Annotated in this window: 17 protein-coding genes and 3 pseudogenes; 15 read left to right on the top strand and 5 right to left on the bottom strand. The window is 53.2% G+C overall.

Translation table 11 applies throughout. The features are described 5' to 3' along the window. Window positions 1-303 precede the first annotated feature (303 nt). The 9 genes and pseudogenes from C3432_RS23615 to C3432_RS23575 all read left to right on the top strand — a co-directional run. The gene (locus C3432_RS23615) at window positions 304-1,620 is read left to right on the top strand and encodes an SrfA family protein (protein ID WP_103779481.1); all 1,317 of its coding nucleotides are present in this window, start codon (window positions 304-306) and stop codon (window positions 1,618-1,620) included. Between the two features lie 4 nt (window positions 1,621-1,624). Further along, window positions 1,625-4,606, top strand: a complete 2,982-nt coding sequence (locus tag C3432_RS23610) for a virulence factor SrfB (RefSeq protein WP_103779479.1) — start codon at window positions 1,625-1,627, stop codon at window positions 4,604-4,606. Next, complete coding sequence (locus C3432_RS23605; RefSeq protein WP_103779477.1) at window positions 4,603-6,747, top strand: virulence factor SrfC family protein; 2,145 nt, start codon at window positions 4,603-4,605, stop codon at window positions 6,745-6,747. The genes C3432_RS23610 and C3432_RS23605 overlap by 4 nt, the downstream gene beginning before the upstream one ends. A gap of 186 nt (window positions 6,748-6,933) precedes the next feature. After that, a pseudogene (locus tag C3432_RS28150) lies at window positions 6,934-7,146 on the top strand (hypothetical protein); the annotation flags it as partial. Between the two features lie 142 nt (window positions 7,147-7,288). Then, window positions 7,289-7,609, top strand: a complete 321-nt coding sequence (locus C3432_RS27555) for a hypothetical protein (protein WP_146050880.1) — start codon at window positions 7,289-7,291, stop codon at window positions 7,607-7,609. Between the two features lie 484 nt (window positions 7,610-8,093). Next, window positions 8,094-8,657, top strand: coding sequence for a type IV secretion protein Rhs (locus C3432_RS23590; RefSeq protein WP_103779473.1), 564 nt, complete (start codon window positions 8,094-8,096; stop codon window positions 8,655-8,657). After that, on the top strand, window positions 8,654-8,980 hold the full coding sequence (locus tag C3432_RS23585; protein WP_103779471.1) for a putative T6SS immunity periplasmic lipoprotein: 327 nt from the start codon (window positions 8,654-8,656) through the stop codon (window positions 8,978-8,980). The genes C3432_RS23590 and C3432_RS23585 overlap by 4 nt, the downstream gene beginning before the upstream one ends. A 1-nt stretch (window position 8,981) precedes the next feature. Continuing rightward, window positions 8,982-9,485, top strand: a complete 504-nt coding sequence (locus C3432_RS23580) for an Hcp family type VI secretion system effector (protein ID WP_103779469.1) — start codon at window positions 8,982-8,984, stop codon at window positions 9,483-9,485. 240 nt (window positions 9,486-9,725) lie between these two features. Beyond that, window positions 9,726-9,905: pseudogene (locus tag C3432_RS23575) on the top strand (hypothetical protein); the annotation flags it as partial. 118 nt (window positions 9,906-10,023) lie between these two features. Here the strand turns inward: C3432_RS23575 and C3432_RS23570 are convergent. Further along, the gene (locus C3432_RS23570) at window positions 10,024-10,197 is read right to left on the bottom strand and encodes a GhoT/OrtT family toxin (RefSeq protein ID WP_146050881.1); all 174 of its coding nucleotides are present in this window, start codon (window positions 10,195-10,197) and stop codon (window positions 10,024-10,026) included. Window positions 10,198-10,387: 190 nt separating this feature from the next. On the opposite strand from C3432_RS23570, the gene yncL reads away from it, so the two are divergent. Then, entirely contained in the window at window positions 10,388-10,483 is a 96-nt protein-coding gene (gene yncL / locus C3432_RS23565; protein WP_103779463.1) for a stress response membrane protein YncL, read from the top strand. 99 nt (window positions 10,484-10,582) lie between these two features. On the opposite strand, the gene patD is transcribed toward yncL, so the two are convergent. Next, entirely contained in the window at window positions 10,583-12,007 is a 1,425-nt protein-coding gene (gene patD / locus C3432_RS23560) for an aminobutyraldehyde dehydrogenase (RefSeq protein WP_103779461.1), read from the bottom strand. A 355-nt stretch (window positions 12,008-12,362) separates the two neighbouring features. After that, window positions 12,363-13,772, bottom strand: coding sequence for an aminotransferase-like domain-containing protein (locus C3432_RS23555; protein ID WP_103779459.1), 1,410 nt, complete (start codon window positions 13,770-13,772; stop codon window positions 12,363-12,365). Between the two features lie 170 nt (window positions 13,773-13,942). Between C3432_RS23555 and C3432_RS23550 the strand changes: the two genes are divergently transcribed. The 4 genes from C3432_RS23550 (at window position 13,943) to C3432_RS23535 (ending at window position 16,843) form a co-directional block, all read left to right on the top strand. Beyond that, window positions 13,943-15,346, top strand: a complete 1,404-nt coding sequence (locus C3432_RS23550) for a cytochrome ubiquinol oxidase subunit I (RefSeq protein ID WP_103779457.1) — start codon at window positions 13,943-13,945, stop codon at window positions 15,344-15,346. Continuing rightward, entirely contained in the window at window positions 15,346-16,356 is a 1,011-nt protein-coding gene (gene cydB, locus C3432_RS23545; protein WP_103779455.1) for a cytochrome d ubiquinol oxidase subunit II, read from the top strand. Before C3432_RS23550 ends, cydB begins: the two co-directional genes overlap by 1 nt. After that, the gene (locus C3432_RS23540; protein WP_103779453.1) at window positions 16,356-16,484 is read left to right on the top strand and encodes a DUF2474 domain-containing protein; all 129 of its coding nucleotides are present in this window, start codon (window positions 16,356-16,358) and stop codon (window positions 16,482-16,484) included. The genes cydB and C3432_RS23540 overlap by 1 nt, the downstream gene beginning before the upstream one ends. 128 nt (window positions 16,485-16,612) lie before the next feature. After that, entirely contained in the window at window positions 16,613-16,843 is a 231-nt protein-coding gene (locus C3432_RS23535) for a DUF2554 family protein (protein WP_103779451.1), read from the top strand. A gap of 3 nt (window positions 16,844-16,846) precedes the next feature. Here C3432_RS23535 and C3432_RS23530 read toward each other — a convergent pair whose 3' ends face one another. Then, window positions 16,847-18,808, bottom strand: coding sequence for a peptidase U32 family protein (locus C3432_RS23530; protein ID WP_103779449.1), 1,962 nt, complete (start codon window positions 18,806-18,808; stop codon window positions 16,847-16,849). A gap of 78 nt (window positions 18,809-18,886) precedes the next feature. Continuing rightward, the gene (locus C3432_RS23525) at window positions 18,887-19,423 is read right to left on the bottom strand and encodes a helix-turn-helix domain-containing protein (protein WP_103779447.1); all 537 of its coding nucleotides are present in this window, start codon (window positions 19,421-19,423) and stop codon (window positions 18,887-18,889) included. Between the two features lie 91 nt (window positions 19,424-19,514). On the opposite strand from C3432_RS23525, the pseudogene C3432_RS23520 reads away from it, so the two are divergent. Beyond that, a pseudogene (locus C3432_RS23520) lies at window positions 19,515-20,012 on the top strand (benzoate/H(+) symporter BenE family transporter); the annotation flags it as partial. Window positions 20,013-20,014: the final 2 nt, after the last annotated feature.

The raw sequence follows: 20,014 nt of genomic DNA, 5'->3' as shown, positions 1-20,014 counted from the left end.
GTTATAAGCCTTTTGGTTTTCTTAGAGCCTGGAGGACCTGGCTCTTATTAAGACGTTCATTTGAGCATAGCCGATGAATTCAGCCTAATAACGAATCTGCATCAGGTTATTCTTATTCGACGTTATTTGCTGAGAAATCCGTCCGCAAACAAAATAAATTTCCGTTAAGTTTTTTTGCCAACGTCAACCGTTTTCCCTGCGCTCAATGGCAGGAAAATTCGCCCCTTTATGCCTCTCTTCTGCCGTTTGTTGGTTTCCTGAACCCGTAAAGTAGATGCGTGAAGAAGTCAAAGGGACAACAACGTGGCAAAAACTCTCTTGCGTAGCGGCAATCTGGATGACTATCAGGCCGTGGGCGGCGGTGGTCAGGCCGTATTTAATTCAGCATTGCAAATTCGTGAAACGCTTCGCCTGCGCAAACAGCAGGCGATGGTCGACTGTCTGGCTATTCCTCAAATCAACGATAGCGGTGATCGGGTTGACTGGTATTCCCCTGTCGACGGCTCTGTTATTGCGTGGAAAGCGGCTGACGAAGAGAGCCGCTTACGGGCTCTGCGCGTGCTTTCCGGAATTCTTGACAGCACCGCAGCATTAAGCCGTAAAAGTCTGCAATCGGGTAAAACCTCGCAGCAACGCTTTGGCTCATTGCTGGAGAAAACCATCCAGTTTCCTGGCGAAAACCACGTATTCCTGGTCGGTGGGTGTCCGGTTATCACCTTCTGGGGCTTTGTTCATCTTAATGAAAGCGTGCGCGATGACGTCCTTGACTGTCTGCGGGTGAGCGAAATGCCTGAACCTGTTGTGACAGAAGCCGAACCTGAACCCGTTGAACCTGCGCGACCGGAAGTCAGCTTTGCTCAGGCTGACGCGCCGTTGCTGGTTGCCAGGAGCGAGCCCGTACACGTAACCGATCCCGATATAATCCCGCCGCCAGCCGCACCGGTCTCTGACGAGATAGCACCGCCGAAAGCCGCGAAAACGCCCCGCCGGATCCCGTTATGGAGTCTGCCTGTTGCGGCCGTCATTATCGCCGCCGTTGCCGCCCCTCTGCTCTGGAAGCAGGACGCGGTGGTCGCTGAAGAGATTTCCGCCGTCTCCCCTGACATCATCGCTAAAGCAGAGATGAAGCCGCTCCCCCAACTTTTCGCCAGTTTGCCTCTGCATCAGGCAGAGGTCTCGCCCGCGGTAAAAAAGGAAAAACCGATCGATGAACCGGTGGTGATTGCCGCAATTGCGAAAGATGCGCTGGTGATGGATGCCGGGCAGATGAAGGCCGGGACCACGCGCTTTTTAAACGGTAACTGGCGGGTGAACGTCGATGTGAAGGATCCGGTGAGTGGCAAAGCCCCCTCACTGCGCTATCAGATCCAGAACAATAAAGGGGCCGCCCGCGTCGTTCATGGCGACAATATCGTTTGCCGCGCCGATGTCTTCTCCGGACTGCATCAGACGGGTGAACTGATGATCAAAAGCCGGGGGAATGCCCGCTGCACCGACGGTTCGCGCTACCCAATGCCTGAAATCACCTGTAAAGCCGGTACGAATGATGTTGCCGTCTGCTCGGCGCGTTATGACGCACATGCTGAGGTCCCGTTGACGATCAAAAAGATAGGTGCCTGATTTTATGTTGGTGAATCTGTGTGATTACAAACAGAGCGTCACGCTCATCGCAAACAGCGGCGTGCAGTTTCTTGATTTCGGACTGACCCCGCAGGAATCCGCGCATCATGGCCGTTTTGTGCGTAAAACCGCGAATGGTCCGCTGTTACGTCTTGATTATGATCTGGCAAACGACCGCTACACGCTACCGGCGCGTCCCGGTGTGCAACCCGAAGTTGTTAAACCGGAGAGCACCCAAAGTTTGCACTCTTCACTGGATGTACTGGACGGCATCTGGCTACCGCTGCCGTTTTTACGTTTTAATCCTCCGCGTACTTTTGTTGAAGGTCCGGATAACTGGGCTCGCGTACAGGTGCGTAAACTGGCAGAGCCAGACCCCGCAGGACACAGCCACCGTATTACTGTTGCCATAGACAGCCAGCTCAGCGAGGGTGTTCCGCCCGCGCTGGCGCCAAATAAGAACGACCTGCTTAACGGTACCCGCTTTGCGTTAGCCTGGCGCGATGATGAGGTGGCCGATTTTCTCGATCAAACGTGGGTCGACGGCTGGCTGCGTGAATCGTTTCTTCATCACGTCACGCAGGTGGAAAACCGTGCAGAACAGGCTATCCATCAGGCGCTGAGAAACTTTGAATATCAGGCGCACTGGCTGAATCTGCTGGCGCTGTTGGGCGAACAGGTCACCGTCCCGGAGGTGAAGCTGGTCACTCACACCCTGAGCACCCCGGCGATTCCGGTTGATCTGATTCTGGACGTCGGCAATACCCATACCTGCGGTGTTCTGATCGAAGATCATGGCGATGCCAACGATGGTCTCCGCCAGACCGCGGAGCTACAGGTACGTTCATTAAGCGAACCGCAGTACCTGAACGAGCCCCTGTTCACCAGTCGTCTGGAGTTTTCCGAAGCGCGGTTTGGAAAACAGCATTTTTCCGTAGAGAGTGGACGAGATGATGCCTTTATCTGGCCATCGATCGTCCGCGTGGGCGACGAGGCGCGCAAGCTGGCGATGCAGCGGACCGGAACCGAAGGTAACAGTGGGATCTCCAGCCCACGCCGTTATTTATGGGACGAAACCCCGGTGCTCCAGGACTGGCGTTTCAGCCAGATGAGCAGCAAAACCCAGCGTGAACCTTTAGCCACCGCCTTCCCGCTGATGAACCTGATGAACGACGACGGACAACCGCTTTACTCGCTTTCCCAGGATGAGCGGCTACCGGTCTTCTCGCCGCAGTACAGTCGCAGCGCCCTGATGACCCACATGCTGTGCGAGATCCTCGCCCAGGCGCTGGGTCAAATCAACAGCGTGGCGACGCGTCTGCGGCTTGGCTTTCCGGCATCGCCCCGCCAGCTACGAACGTTAATCCTGACGCTACCTTCTGCGATGCCAAAACAGGAACGTGAGATCTTCCGTCAGCGGATGTTCGAAGCGATTGCGCTGGTCTGGAAAGCGATGGGCTGGCACCCGCAGGATGAGGACTTTACAACCCGTAAACAGCAGGAAAAGAGCCTTATTCCGGTCCCGGAGATTCAGATGGAGTGGGACGAAGCCAGCTGCGGACAACTGGTGTGGCTGTATAACGAAGCGATTTCCCATTATGGCGGACGGACGGAAACCTTCTTCAATGCCCTGGCGCGCCCGGACCGGCTGCCGGAGCCGGACGAAACGAAGGGGCGGGCGTTGCGCGTCGCCTCCGTCGATATTGGCGGCGGCACCACCGACATGGCGATTGTTCACTATCAGCTGGATGACGGCGTTGGGGCGAATGTGAAAATTACCCCGCATCTGCTGTTCCGGGAAGGTTTTAAGGTCGCCGGGGATGACATGCTGCTGGATGTGATTCAACAGTGTGTGTTACCCGCATTGCAGACCCGTCTTCAGCAGGCGGGGGTCACCGATGCCGCCGCCCTGCTGGCGACGCTGTTTGGCGATTCAGGACGAATCGATACCCAGGCCGTTTTGCGTCAGCAGACGGCACTTCAGCTATTTATGCCGCTGGGGCACGCGATCCTTTCTGCCTGGGAGCAAAGCGATATCAACGATCCTGTTGCCGGACTGCATGCCACCTTCGGCGAACTGCTGCCTCAAACGCCAACACGTAACGTGATGAACTATATCCAGCAGGCGATCGACCATGCGCTGCCGTCCGGTTCACCGACGTTTGATCTGTTCAGCGTACCGCTACAGGTGCAGTTCAGCCAGCTTCAGGACGCGCTGCTGGCCGGGCAGTTTACCCTGACATCTCCGCTGCACGCCATCTGCGAGGCGGTTTCATATTATTGCTGCGACGTTCTGCTGGTTACCGGTCGTCCTGCCTGTCTGCCGGGCGTGCAGGCGCTGATCCGCCACCTGCAGCCGGTGCCGGTAAACCGGATGGTCTGGATGGATAAATACCGTGTGCATGAATGGTATCCGTTCAGCCAGCAGGGGCGGATTGGCAACCCGAAATCCACCGCTGCCGTCGGCGCCATGCTCTGTAGCCTGGCGCTCGATTTGCGTCTGCCGCGTTTTAACTTTAAAGCCGCGGATATTGGTGCCTGGTCTACCGTGCGCTATCTCGGCGTGCTGGATAACACCGTCAATATCCTGCGTGACGAGAATGTCTGGTATCACGACGTGGATCTGGATAAACCCGGCGCAAAACTGGATACCCGTGTGCATTTCCCCCTGCGTGGCAACATCACGCTCGGATTCCGCCAGTTGGCCAACAGCCGCTGGCCTGCCACGCCCCTGTATACGCTCAGCATTAACTCTGCGGAACTGGCAAAAACGATCGCCGGAGACGGGGTTCTGAATGTTCGTCTGCAGCTGCACGGCGGCACGAAAGAGAGCGGACCGGAATCGTTTGTCCTCAGCGACGCCTGGCTGCAGGACGGAACGCCCGTACCCGCCAATGCGCTGACTTTAAAACTGAATACCCTGGCCGACCGCCGTCATAGCGGCAGCCACTACTGGATTGACAGCGGGAGCGTGTACCTGAAATGAGTATGATGTTAAGCAAAACCCAGGACGCCATTGCATGGGTTAATACCACCCGCCAACATGCAGTCCGGCTGGATGATGAAGCGGACGCCCTGCTCACTCAGCTCCACATGGCGGCGGCGACAGAGTCTGCGATTAACGCCGCCTCGCAGCAAGGCAGCTGCATCGGACTGTATGGCCATTCGCAGTCAGCCAAAGCGTATCTGCTGAATGCACTGTGCGGCAGCGACAGTAAACTCAACATCATCACGCCGGGTCGCAGCTTTGACTATTTCAGCCATCTCAATCCCGGACATGCGCCGACAAATATGGCGCTGCGTTTTACCCGTAAACATAGCGAGCCTGACGATGAGTGGCCGCTGCGCCTGCGCCTTATCAGCGAAGCGGAGCTGGTACAGATTTTTATCGCTTATGCCTGCGGGCAGTCCGGGCATCGGGGGGTGGATAAAAGCATTATTGAAGCACGGTTGGCCCAGTGGCAATCCTTGCGCCAGCGCCAGCCCGTTCAGGGGGTCACCGCGTCAGAAGTGGCCGCCATCGCCCGCTTCTGGCGCGCCTGTGTTCCCTCTTCACAGCAGCACATTGACGACGCGCTCTGGCAGCAGTTTGCCACCCTGTTACCTGCGGTCGATCTCTCCACCCGCGCCAGTGCATGGTCCCTGCTATGGGGAGAATTACCGGAACTGACCCGGCAGTGGCAAAAACTGGCGCATTTACTTCAGCAGACGGGACATGCGTCAGAGTTAGCCGCACCGTTGAGCCTGCTGGTCGATCAATTTGGTTTACCCGCAGAGAGCTTTATTACCCAGGAGGCGCTGGCCCAGCTGGACGGGCAAAGCGACGTGGTGGTTCACCCATTGGTCAATCAGCAGTTACACAACGCGATCGGCCTGCCACTGGATTCGCTCGCGCTATTAACCCGCGAACTGGTGCTGACCGTGGAAAATGCGGTACTGGATAATGTTGATGTCCTGGATATTCCTCTCGCGCCGGATGTCCCCCCTTCTCCCCTGTGGCAGGCTAAGCTCGGCTGGATGCTGGAACATTATCGCCAGCAGTGTCAGCCAGACATTCTGATGATTTGCAATGCCACCGCCACGCGAGCCGAAACGCCCGCAGCCGCCAGAAGGTTGCTCGCCTGGATCAACGAGACGCAGCCGCTGCGGGATGCCGCGCTGCCGGGGGTGGTCTGGGCGATCACCCCGCAGGATGCGCGTTTTATCACGCAGCTAAATCTCGACGAAACGGTGCAACAGCTGACCGGGAAACCGGGGCTGCACTGGGGGACGTTACAGGCACTGGATAAACACAGTCTGCAACGGCTGGTTGAGTGGCTGTCGCAGGCAACTTCGCCACTCCAGCATCAGGCGCGTTTGAGCGCGCTACGCGACCGGCATCAGCACCATCTCCGGGCGTTATTTTCATGGCAGTCTGGTGAGACGGTCAGTGCAGAAAATGTGGTTCGCCAGTTACAGGGACAGGCCGCGCGCCACGGCGACCTGCTGGAGGGGTTACTCCCGCCGGCCCGGCATTTTGATGCGTTACTGCGCATTCAGCATCCGCGTGAAGAACAGGTCAACGGCTTGTTCAATGACGCTATCGATCTCTTTTCCGATGAGCGTGACGCGCCGCCACAGATCGAAAATAAAGAGACTGGCTATCTGGTGCATAAAATGTGGCTCAACCATGTGCGTCAATGGTGTCGAAACGACAGCCATGCTCAACGCTTAGGTCTGGAGCCTGACACACTCAGAGCCGTTGTCGATATTTTGATCGTCACCAGCTACCGACTGAATCTGCCGCAGCAGTTACAGCAGATCGCGCAGCGGGAAGATGTTTGCGGCGCGCAGCTGTATGCTGCGGTAGCTAACTTTATTGGCTGGCTGGGCTATGCCGATACTGATGAAGCGGAACGTCCGGCGAGCCGGATCCAGAAAGGTACCGCGATATTTAGCGCGGTAAAACGTCAGCCGATGGCGCGCCTTTCCCGGCTGGGTGAACAACCGGCGCACGCCGCCAGCCGTTATGTTTACGACTGGCTGGTTGCCCTTTATACCCGTGCTAATGAAAACAAGGGATACCGGCATCCTCAGGAAGTCACAGACGCAGATAAGAAGGCGCTGCGCGATCTCCTTGCCGGATAACGTTGAGCGTATCAGGGGCCAGTCTGGATATCGCAAATATTGTGCTATAAGGCTGTTGGTCGCCAGACATAGCACTTCACACCTATGCCCCTGTCAGATATTTCCATCTCGGGCAGTTCACCCCGTGCGGCTATGGAATTGTCCTCTTCAGGTTCAGACTGAAGCACATGGGATTGCGCGAGCATAAAATACAAGGGTAAGCAGTTAGATCAGGAAAGGCACCATAACGTTCTGTCTTCCCGGCAGATTAAGAAACTGAATATCCGTGAAACAGCTGAAGCGACCCGTTACAGCTGTTCTCAAATATGCCGAATCCAGGCTTCGTATAAATCAATCAGCATAAAGCACAGCATTTCCGGCACTATTAGTGTGCTTAAAAACCACCTCATTCCCCAGTGAGGGTTCAAGTGAATGCTTTCCACTTTATGTATTCACAAAAATAATATTTTTACATTTACTTACAACATTTAACTATATTAAATTTTTTTCTTGTTAGATATTTTTAGCGCACAAAATGCAAAACAATCTTGAGAGGAATGCTATGAAAAAAATAAGGGAATTGAATTTTGAGGAGATCGCGTTAGTCAGCGGCGACAACGCAAACAGCAATTACGAAGGGGGAAGTAGTCGCAATAAATCAGGATCCCGTGATTCAACTGGACGAAATGGTTCTAAAAATATTTATAATGGCGTTGACTCTTGTGGTGCAGGTATCCTGGGTGGTTTAGTTGCCGGTTCCCCGACAGCAGGAATCACAGGTGGGGCTATCGCTGGTGGGTGCACCAACGATAGTTTTAGCAATAAATCGGACCGTGGTAGTAAAGATAAATCTAATAATTTCGCCGGGCAATGTCGGTGGTAAATTATCAGAGTTTTAATATTTGATTTTAAAAAAGTTCATTGTAACCATTTCATCAAACTCATAAATAACCTAATTTTTATGAGACTGAATCATGGTTCTTAATGTAACAGTGAGCTTTTAGCTCAAAATTAATTTATTAATAACAACGGATTGGTTTATTATGAAACGTTTTCTTTATTTTTTAGTTTACTTAATCCTCTTCATTATTGGGTTTACGCTGTTAAAGTATGCTAATGTACTTGATTTCAATACGGCAGCAAGAGGCGAAGTTGCGTCAAAATTCATAATTATGATAATTGTGTTACTGGCTATAACCAGATGGGGATGTAAGGCTTATATACGATTAACTGGATATAAAGAGCAGTAGGGATAGAGTTATCCAGATAGCCAACTGAGATATTATGACATTTTACAAAGACAGAAGTTGGTGCAATCAAGGATAAATATTAATTAGCGAAAAAACCACAAGGAAATAGGGGCTTAAATGCCAGTTGATATGAGTATAAAGCCTACATCGGGAAGTATGATTAATCCGGGAGGTGTAAGACAATTAACGTTAGGTGAGATAGCCCTGGCCTGTACTCTGTACGGAAACAGCATCATATATAGCAAGGTGTGGGTACACCGTGAAAGTTATCTACCTTTCAACATGCAGCCTATCTCGATTGCTATGACACCTAACGGTGAAATGTGGTACAGAGAAGGAACATATTCAAATGATTTTTCTCTGGAAAGCAATATTGAAAAGAAACATCGTTTCATGCATGAAATGATGCATGTATGGCAAGCACAGAAAGGGATGTTTGTTAGAACCAGAGGGTTATTTTCACGTTTCGCTGATTATAGTTACAGTTTTGATAAAGCTGATATTCTTCACTACAGCTTAGAACAGCAAGCAAGTTTAGTTAGTGATTATTGGTTACTTCTCACCTATGGATATAGCAGGAATACTTCTTACCTATTTGAAAATAGAGACTACGATCCAAATGAATCCGTGCATGAATTGCTTAGAAAATATAAATCAGTTATGAAAGGTTTTCCCGGATGAAAAGATTAATCATACTCCCCTTTATAACTCTGCTTTCAGGGTGCCCCGGTGGGCCTCCAGCCTCCGAATACAGGGGCGTTTATATGAATGATAGTGTTATCTGCTTTAGTGTGGATAAATCTGATGTACTTAATTATTATTCCATTGATTCTAGTAAAGGTGGTTACACTGCAATAGATTCAAAAGATAACCTACATCTGTCTTACCCTGATACATGTATCAAATTAAAATTAGAAAATGGATATAAATATAATATTCATTATGGATTGAACGGAAAGAAATATTCTGATTATTTCTTTATTGATAAAGAAGGTAAATTATAAAATGTCATTACCAGCTTATTTATTTTTATACGATGAAAACGGAATGCAAGTACCGGGAGAATCTTTAGCATTAGGGCGCTTAGGTGCTATTGAGGTGATGAATAGTAGTTATGGGGTAAGACAACCTGTTGACGGGTGTACAGGGAGTATGACGGGTGCAAGAGTCCATGATCCTGTGATCATTCACAAGCAGATAGACAAACTAAGCCCTTACTTAGCTGTCGCTGTATGTGAGAGTAAAAGACTGCAAAAAGCCATTATTAAATACTATGAAACCAAGTCAGCAGGAATAGAGGAAGAAGTTTATAGCATCACTCTTGAGGGGGTTGTTATTTCCTCAGTAGATTTTACACATGTTTATTATCCCGGTAGCACTACACCTAATATGAATGAGGTTGTAGGTCTTCGGTTCCGTAGTATTGAATGGAAGTATGTTAGAGGTAATATTTCATATGATGATGCCTGGATGAAACCAGCGAAAAAAGAGGAACAAAAAATATCATAGAATAGAGGGGATTTTTAAATTTTAAAAAATTTAGTTAGTGGAGTACCGATTAAGAGTAGAGAGAGTGCAAAAAGAGAAACGGGGGTGGGTGCCCTGTGCCCTGTGTGATCGGGGAACGGGGAGAACATCGCCTGTCTGGCCCTGTAGGGCTGGTCATGCCTATGGCATGTATTACCCTAGCCTGTCACCCCGCCCTAACCACTCTATACAGTGTACACCGTCATGGAGTATCGGCGGTCACTTTGTGGAAAAGCGACCAGTCACCTTGATGTTGAGAGTGAAATCCAGATAAGCCAGACGCTACGTCAACTGGGGCTTCCTGTCCTGCTGATAGCCCATCGTCCGGAAACTATAGCATCTGCGGACCGGGTTCTGTATCTGGCAGACGGCTGCTTTACGGAGCTGAAGCACCAGCGCTGATGGCGAACCAGTTTGTGATCTTACTGATGAAAGACCGGTCAAAAATTAACCTTAGCGTACAATGATTTTCGATATCCAGACTGCCCCCTGTCAGCGCCTGAGGATTGAAAGCTAAACATCAAAACAAAGAAAATAACAGCGCCACCGGGAAACTCATCGGCCAGGTGGCACCAATAAGGAAGGCGCTCAGGAAACGGATGCGTTTTTCGTCGTGTGAAATAAACCAGGTGATAAGAAAGGCAATCGCTGCCATTACTGCGTAAAAAACCAACATTTTTTGATACAAAGACATCGTGGGCATCCGGCCAGAGAAATAAAACGCGCGCAATATGCTCCTTTTTTTGACTTGCATCAAGTTTTATTCCCTTCCCGGGTAAAAATTCACAATGCCATCATCACTCTTACCATGTTCAGAATCTGGACTATTGCGGACCTTGCAAACCCGTACTATACACATAGGGGCAACGATGAAAGGTGGCGATATGAATGTTTCCAGCAAAACAGTAGTCATGATCAACGTCTTTGCTGCTGTGGGCCTTTTTGCTCTTATCTCATTGAGATTTGGTTGGTTTGCTTGATGTTTTTATTTGCTTGCGGCGCATCCTGGCAGAGAGAAGCTCTTCTCTCTGCCATTGATTCACGATCTTGCCACTTCGTACCTGAACGGTAAATGATCCTTAATGTTTAACCATTACGTGGCGGACAACGGTGTAATCTTCCAGCCCATAAAGTGACAGATCCTTGCCGTAGCCCGAAAGTTTCTGCCCACCGTGCGGCATTTCACTCACCAGCATAAAATGGGTATTCACCCATGTGCAGCCGTATTGCAAACGTGCGCTAAGGCGATGCGCCCGCCCCACGTCCTGGGTCCAGACTGAAGACGCCAGCCCATATTGCGAATCATTGGCCCAGGCAAGCACCTGTTCTTCATCCTCAAACGCGGTAACGCTGACCACCGGACCAAAAACCTCCCGCTGAACGATCGCATCTTCCTGTTTCGCACCCGCCAGCAGGGTCGGCGCAAAATAGTAGCCCGCGCAGTCGAGTTTATGTCCCCCGGTAACCACTCTGATATGTTCCAGCGCTTTGGCTTCCTCAACGGCTTTGCTCACCCGTTCAAGGTGCGCCAGCGAGCTGAGTGGTCCCAGTTCGGTCGTTTCATCCTCCGGTGCGCCCGCTTTCAGGCTGGCGACAGCCTTTCCCAGCTTATCGACCAGCGCGTCATAGATCCCTTTTTGCACGTAGAGACGACAGGCGGCGGTACAGTCCTGTCCGGCATTATAGAAACCAAAGGTGCGAACCCCGTCCACCACCGCGTCCAGGTCGGCATCGTCAAAGACAATCACCGGTGCTTTGCCGCCCAGTTCCATGTGGGTGCGTTTAATCGACGGCGCGGTATGGCTGATAATGTGTTCACCGGTGGCAATCGAACCGGTTAACGACACCATCCGTACCTTTTGGTGTCCGGTCAGCGGGTCACCCACCGTTTTTCCCCGACCAAACAGCACGTTGAGTACCCCTGCCGGGAAGATATCTTTCGCCAGTTCAGCCAGCTTCAGCGCCGTGAGCGGCGTAATCTCGGAAGGCTTGATGACCACGCAGTTACCGGCAGCCAGCGCCGGAGCGAGTTTCCACGCCGCCATCATTAGCGGATAGTTCCACGGCGCGACAGAAGCCACCACCCCAACCGGATCGCGCCGAATCATGGAGGTATGCCCCTCAAGGTACTCTCCCGCCGCCTGCCCGTTCAGACAGCGCGCAGCCCCCGCGAAAAAGCGGAATACATCGACAACGGCCGGGAGCTCGTCATTCAGCACGCAGTGCAGCGGTTTACCGCAGTTGCGGGATTCCAGCCGGGCAAAAACCCCGGCGTTATCTTCAATTGCATTCGCCAGCTTGAGTAATCGCTCAGCGCGCGCTTTTGGTGTGGTTTGCCCCCATGCAGCAAAAGCCTGGTCAGCGGCGCGTACGGCGGCATCCACCTGCTCCGGCGATGCTTCGGCAATTTCCAGCAAAATTTCGCCGGTCGCTGGATTGTAGACGGGCTGCTTTTCACCTTCGCCATCTACCAGTTCACCGTTAATGAGTAGTTGATGTTGCATAACCAGTTCCCCTGTCATTGTTTATTTACCGTTACCGGCGACGTTGTCTCGCCTGCACGCGTTAACCGCCAGGTCCCTAAAATTGGCAGGGTTTCACCAGCGTCGCCAGCCGCGCCACCCCGTGAGTCACCGGCGTCCTGGTGGGTTGAGTAACCACTGCGGGACGCTTGCCGAAAAGAGATGTCCTTTTCTAAAAATAGACGGCGCGTCGTTTTGCACCTTAGCGGGAAAGGAAATTTAACAATCTTGTGACATAACGCGCATTACAGCGTAAAACACGATAAACAGAGTAGAATTATGGCGTAAAGACAAGGGGTTAGGGAATATAGCGGCCCTGTGACAATGAATTTGCAGGTTATTTCATGAGTTCCCGAATAAGCTTACCCAGCTGTTTAACCGCCTGCTCTTCTTTTTCGCCCCAACTCCAGGCGGTGTTAAAGCGAAAGAACCGTTTCCAGGTGTCCGAGGTCGAGAACATTTTCCCCGGCGCGATGCTGATATGGTTAGCCAGCGCCAGTCGGGTCAGCTCACCGGCATCGAGCGATTCCGGTAATTCCAGCCAGAGAAAATAGCCGCTGTTGTTATGATGAATTTTTACTTCCGCCGGTAAATGACGCAGTAATGTTTGCCAGGCCTGCTGCTTGCGCTCCGCCAGCTGACGCCGTAAGCGGCGCAGATGGGCGTCATAACGGCGAGTGGAGAGATAGTCGACCAGCGCCAGCTGCATTGGCGAACTGGTCGAAAGCGTACTCATCAACTGCAACTGCTGTATCTTCTTTGCATACCGCCCCGCCGCCACCCAGCCGATGCGAAAACCGGGTACCAGACATTTAGAAAAAGAGGAGCAGTGCAACACGTTATCGCCGTTGTCCCAGGCTTTGGCCGGCAACGGTTTTTCACGCCCGAAATAAAGCTCACTGTAGACATCATCTTCAATCAACATGACGTTGTACTGCTCAAGCAGCGCGACCAGCTGCGCCTTTTTCTGCGGGCTTAGGGTAAATCCGAGCGGGTTCTGGCTGTTGGTCATCAACCAACAGGCTTTTACCGGATACTCCTGTAACGCCTGTTCCAGCGCCGCAAGATCGATCCCCTCATTGACATCCGTCGCCACCGACAGCGCCTTCAGCCGCAGCCGCTCCAGCGCCTGTAATGCCCCGTAGAAACAGGGGTTTTCGACAATGACCCAGTCGCCGGGTTCCGTCACCGCCTGCAGGCTGAGGTTGAGCGCTTCCAGCGCTCCGGCGGTGATCACGATGTCATCAGGAGAAACCGTCATCCCCTGCTGGGCATAACGTCGCGCAATGGCGTGCCGCAGCTCAGCATTGCCCGGCGGCAGGTTTTCGATCACGCTCATTGCCGTGGCGGTTTTGCTGACCTGAGCCAGCGAGCGGTTTAGGTGTTGCAGGGGGAACAGGCGCGGATCGGGAAAGGCTGAGGCAAATGGCATGACTGAAACGTCACGACTGGCCTGTAGCATCTCAAAAATATAGGTATTGATATCCACCGCTTCATCACGCATCACCTGGGCAGGCGGGACGGTTAACTGACGGACAGGGCGCGGTGCGACGTAATAACCGGACTGCGGACGGGCGATAATCCGCCCCTGACTTTCCAGCAACTGGTAGGCGTGGCCGACGGTCATAAAGCTCAATCCGCTGCTGGCCACCTGTTCACGCAAAGAAGGCAGTCGATCGCCTGGCTGCCAGACGCCGGAAGCGATCTGCTCGCAAATTTGTTCGGCCAGACGCTGATATTTCTTCATAGATCCTCTTCCTGGAAGCCATTGCAGATGATTCACGCAGTGTATATCAGTGAGAAAAATAAACAACTTTCTGAAAACTGTTATGGTTAAATAAGCCGATTCTGTTTCTGCCACTGCATACCGCACAAGACTAAAATTGCGCTGAATCAATTTTCTTTGCGGAGCTATGCATGTCTGGTCTTGATGCGTTTCACCTTGCGCGGATACAGTTCGCGTTTACGGTCTCCTTTCATATTATTTTTCCCGCAATCACCATCGGTCTGGCCAGCTATCTGGCGGTGCTGGAAGGCCTTTGGCTAAAAACCAAAAATCCGATCTGGCGTTCGCTTTACCATTTCTGGTCGAAAATTTTCGCCGTTAACTTTGGGATGGGCGTCGTTTCAGGACTGGTGATGGCTTATCAGTTTGGCACCAACTGGAGCGGATTTTCTGAGTTCGCTGGCAGCATTACCGGCCCATTATTGACTTACGAAGTGCTGACGGCATTTTTCCTCGAAGCGGGATTCCTGGGGGTAATGCTGTTTGGCTGGAACAAAGTCGGCCCCGGTCTGCATTTTTTCGCCACCTGCATGGTGGCTTTGGGCACCATTATCTCGACCTTCTGGATCCTTGCGTCTAACAGCTGGATGCAGACGCCGCAGGGCTATGAAATTGTGAACGGCCAGGTCGTGCCCGTGGACTGGCTGGCGGTGATTTTCAATCCCTCATTCCCGTACCGTTTGCTGCATATGTCTGTGGCGGCTTTTCTGAGCAGCGCATTGTTTGTGGGGGCTTCGGCGGCATGGCATCTTCTGCGTGGCAACAACACCCCTGCCATTCGCGCCATGTTCTCAATGGCGCTATGGATGACGCTGATTGTCGCTCCGGTCCAGGCGTTAATTGGTGACATGCACGGTCTGAATACGCTCAAATACCAGCCTGCAAAAATCGCCGCTATTGAAGGTCACTGGGAAAACCCGCCGGGTGAGCCGACGCCTCTGCTGCTGTTTGGCTGGCCGGATATGGAGCAGGAGCGTACCCGCTACGGGCTGGCGATCCCCGCGCTGGGTAGCCTTATTCTGACGCACAGCCTGGATAAACAGGTGCCCGCGCTGAAGGAGTTCGCCAAAGAAGACCGTCCCAACGCCACGATGGTGTTCTGGTCGTTTCGTATTATGGCTGGACTGGGCATGCTGATGATCCTGCTTGGCGCCTGTGCACTGTGGCTGCGTTACCGGCAGCGGCTGTATAGCTCACGTCCGTTTTTGCGCTTTGCTCTGTGGATGGGGCCATCGGGACTAATCGCGATCCTGGCCGGGTGGATAACCACCGAAGTGGGTCGCCAGCCCTGGGTGGTTTACGGTCTGCAACGGACGGCTGACGCTGTATCCGCACATGGCGATCTGCATATGAGTATTTCGCTCCTGGCGTTCTTTGTGGTCTATAGCGCCGTGTTTGGTGTCGGCTATAGCTATATGATTCGCCTGATCCGCAAAGGCCCGGAGGAAGATGGCTCCGCAACGCCGCCAATGGGCACCCCTGCACGACCACTTTCCGCCGCGGTTCTTGATTCTCAATATGAGGCACATCGCTAATGGGTATTGATTTATCGGTGATCTGGTTTGTCATCATCATCTTCGCCACGCTGATGTACATCGTGATGGACGGTTTTGATTTGGGGATTGGCATTCTGTTCCCCGCGACCCGCGATGCTGAGGACCGGGATGTCATGGTTAACAGCGTGGCTCCGGTCTGGGATGGTAACGAGACCTGGCTGGTACTGGGCGGTGCGGGGCTGTTTGGCGCGTTTCCGCTAGCGTATGCGGTGATTGTCGACGCGCTGACCATCCCACTCACGCTCATGCTGATCGGCCTGATTTTTCGCGGCGTCGCTTTTGAATTTCGCTTCAAAGCCACGCCCGCGCATCGCCCGTTCTGGGATAAAGCGTTTATATGCGGCTCGCTTCTCGCCACATTGACTCAGGGAGTGGTAGTGGGTGCCGTGATTAACGGTTTTTCGGTAACCGGACGTCGCTACAGCGGCGGTCCGTTTGACTGGCTCACCCCTTTCACGCTCTTCTGCGGTGTGGGACTGGTGGTGGCCTACGCGCTGCTGGGGGCCAGCTGGCTGGTGATGAAAAGTGAAAATCCACTCCAGGATAAAATGCGGACGGTCGCCAAAAAACTCCTGTTAGCGCTGCTGTTGGTGATTGTCATTATCAGCATTTGGACCCCGCTGACGCACAGCGACATCGCCGGACGCTGGTTTACGCTGCCCAACCTGTGGTTTCTGCTGCCGGTTCCCGCGCTGGTGGCGCTGATTAGCCTGTGGCTCTGGCGTACGCTTCAGCAGCCACAGAGCCATACGCTGCCGTTTGTGCTCACTCTGGGGCTGATCTTCCTCGGCTTTAGTGGATTGGGCATCAGCATCTGGCCGCACATTATTCCGCCTTCCATCACCCTATGGCAGGCCGCAGCACCGCCCCAAAGCCAGGGCTTTATGCTGGTCGGCGCCCTGCTCATCATTCCGCTAATCCTGGTGTACACCTTCTGGAGTTACTACGTATTTCGCGGCAAAGTTCAACATGGCGAGGGGTATCACTGATGCAGCAATCTGTCTGGAAACGCCTGATGTGGCTGGTTATTCTCTGGGGCGGTAGCGTGCTGGCGCTGGCGGCGGTCGGGATGTTCTTTCGCGTGCTGATGACCGCGGCGGGGTTTAAATCGCATTAAGTTTGTGCCGGGTGATCCTTACGCTTACCCGGCACTGACAAACCCTTTGCGCTATTTTTACTTGTTGAATAATAACAAGACGAAACCGTTGGCATCATAGCCGCAAAACGTAATCCAATGGTGGCATGATGTTTACAAAAGCGTTATCAGTGATTTTACTCACCTGCGCATTATTTTCCGGTCAGCTCATGGCCGGACACAAAGGGCATACGTATTTGTGGGTTAAGAATGTGGATCACCAGTTGCGCCATGAAGCCGATAGCGATGAGCTGCGTGCCGTGGCAGAGGAGTCTGCGGAAGGTTTGCGTGAACACCATCACTGGCAAAAATCACGCAAACCCGACACCCATTTTCGCTGAGTCTTAGCGCTTATGTTTTGGCAACGTTTTCATTAGCGCTTCCGGGCTGACGGAAGCCACCACGCTGCCCGGCGGGGGCATCTTCAGGATATGGTTTTTGATTTTGCCAATGACATGCATTTCACACGAACGACAGTCAAACTTCAGCGTTAAGACATCGTCGCCATTGATCAGCTGCATCGGCGTCGCCTTCCAGCTCCTGATATTCCCTTTCGCCTGTTTCGGGCAAAGGTTAAAAGCAAAACGCAGGCAGTGCCGGGTGATCATCACCGGAACTTCGCCCTTTTCTTCGTGTGCTTCATACGCCGCATCAATCAGCTCTACGCCATAGCGCTGATAGAACTCACGCGCTTTATGATTATAGACATTGGCCAGGAAGCTAAGATGCGTTTGCGGGTAGACCGGGGCGGGTTCAGAAACCGGCTTGCGGCTGCCGCGCTGATAGCTTGCCAGACGCGCCGCATCCAGCATCTCCACGGCTTCCCGACGGAACTGATTGAGCAAACTGTTCGGCACAAACAGCGCGCCGGGGAGGTTAACCTGCACATCGCGGGCGTAGTAAATGGTCTGTCCCAGCTTCGCCAGCCCCTCCTGCAGATTGTTGCGTGCTTTTTCAGCGTTGTTCGCCACATCAAACTGCCCGTCCAGCGTGTGGGTAATACTGACCCCCTCTTCGCTGGTCAGCGTAAGAATGAGTTGCTCCTGCCAGCCCCCCAGCGCTATCTCCACCGCCACTCGTCGCTCGCTGGAGGTTTTGGTTAATGCCTGCTGCCAGTTATGATCCAGATTACGGTTCAGCGGATGATGCGGGCGCACTTTATGCAGATCGATCAGCATCTCATTAGGCCAGACGCGGTAGCGATTTTGTCCCGTTTTCTCGACAGTATTGGCGCGAAAACCCACGATGTCGCGTTTGATCAGCACGTTCAGCCCATCGCCATTCGCCAGGGGTTCGTTGACGTCAACATCCAGGTAATCTTTCCCGACGTTCAGGACCTCGCCAACCGGTAAGCCAATAAACTTTGGTGAGTCAAACGCGCCAATGTCGCCTTTACGCGCGTTCACGAAGTAGTCGGTGCTGCCGCGATGGAACGTTTTATCCGTAGACGGAATAAAGAAATGCTCCGTGCGCCCGGAAGAGGCGCGCGCAAGATCGGTACGATCTTCAATAATGGCGTCCAGCATCTGGCGATAATGCGCAGTGATGTTCTTCACATAGCTCATGTCTTTGTAGCGCCCTTCAATCTTGAAGGAACGCACGCCCGCGTCAATCAGCGCCCCCAGATTGGCCGTCTGGTCGTTATCCTTCATCGAAAGCAGATGCTTTTCATAAGATACTACACGCCCCTGATCGTCTTTCAGGGTATAGGGTAACCGGCAAGCCTGAGAGCAGTCCCCCCGGTTGGCGCTGCGCCCGGTCTGGGCGTGAGAGATATAGCACTGCCCCGAATAGGCCACGCATAGCGCACCATGAACAAAGAATTCGAGGGTCGCGTCAGTGGCCTGATGAATGGCATTGATCTGCTCAAGGTTCAGCTCGCGCGCCAGCACAATCTGACTAAACCCCACATCTGCGAGGAACTTTGCCTTCCCGACGCTGCGGATATCGCACTGCGTGCTGGCGTGCAGCTCAACGGGGGGAATATCCAGCTGAAGAATCCCCATGTCCTGGACGATTAACGCATCAACACCGCTCTGATACAGATCGGTAATTAACCGTTGTGCCGGCTCCAGCTCATCATCATGAAGAATGGTGTTCAGGGTGACAAAAATCTTCGCGCCATAGCGATGGGCGAATGGCACCAGTTCGGCGATCTCTGGCAGGCTGTTGCTGGCGTTATGACGTGCGCCAAATCCCGGCCCTCCGATATAGACGGCATCGGCACCGTGTAAGATGGCTTCGCGAGCGATGGCGGTGTCACGTGCCGGACTTAACAGTTCAAGGCGATGAGGTGGCTGGCGCATACAGTTGTTCTTATCCAGTAGCAGCAAAATGGCGGATATTGTAGTCAGAAGCGCGACGTTACGAAATAGTTTTCCCGCTTAACTACGCGGGTAATGAATTAACGAATGAAAGTGCGCCGTTTGTGCGCTGCTGTTCCGATAGGCATGGGGTTTATCTCCGGCGAAGCGCACGCCTTCTCCGGCGGCTATCGTCCGCCATTGCCCGTCGATGCACATCTCCAGTTGACCGCTGATGGTCACAACATGCTCAATCACCCCCGCTTCATGCGGCGTCGATTCGCTTAGCGCGCCGGGGGCCAGCAAAATGGAGAAGTGATCAAAGCACAGCTGGGGATCCCAAGGAAAAATCGGGGTTACCACCATTGCCTGCTGTTGCGGATCGAAGGTGGGCGGACTCCCGGCTTCCGGCTGTGAAATAAACGTTGAAAACGGTACGTTCAGACCCGTAGCAATCTTCCACAGTGTCGCCACCGTTGGGCTGGATTCGTTACGCTCGATCTGCCCTAGCATAGCCTTTGAGACGCCGGTCGCCTCCGCCAGGCGGGACAGGCTCCATTGACGCTGCTGGCGCAGCGTTTTAAGCGTCTCCGCCAGGTAGTGAGTGAGATTATCCATTTCATTCCTCCTTAAAACAGCAGCTTACCACTTGTACGTTATAACGCACAAATGCTACATTGAACGACCGTTATAACGCACAGAGGCCATGATGCGCTCCTTTTCATTTCCTTTACCCACCTTGCTGTCAGGGTTTGTGGCGGTGCTGGCTGGTTATGCCAGTTCAGCCGCCATCATCTGGCAGGCTGCGGTGACCGCAGGCGCGACAACCGCGCAGATCGCCGGATGGATGACTGCTCTCGGGATCGCAATGGGCGTCAGTACGCTGGCGCTCACGCTCTGGTACCGCGCCCCGGTCTTAACCGCCTGGTCCACGCCTGGCGCGGCATTGCTGGTCACTGGCCTGCAGGGACTCACTCTCCCGCAAGCCATTGGGGTGTTCATCATCGCCAATGCCCTGATTGTACTTTGCGGTATTACCGGTCTGTTTGCCCGTCTGATGCAGGTCATCGCGCACTCGCTGGCGGCAGCCATGCTGGCCGGGATCCTCCTGCGTTTTGGTTTGCAGGCATTCAATGATCTCAACGGAGAATTTGCTCTGTGCGGAAGTATGCTGGCTGCGTGGTTATTGTTTATTTACTGGCCCAGGAA

This window comes from Citrobacter amalonaticus, from assembly GCF_002918555.1.
In the GTDB taxonomy this organism is placed as follows: domain Bacteria; phylum Pseudomonadota; class Gammaproteobacteria; order Enterobacterales; family Enterobacteriaceae; genus Citrobacter_C; species Citrobacter_C amalonaticus_A.
The sequence above is the reverse complement of the archived record's forward strand: the minus strand, read 5'-3'. Positions and strand labels throughout refer to the sequence as shown.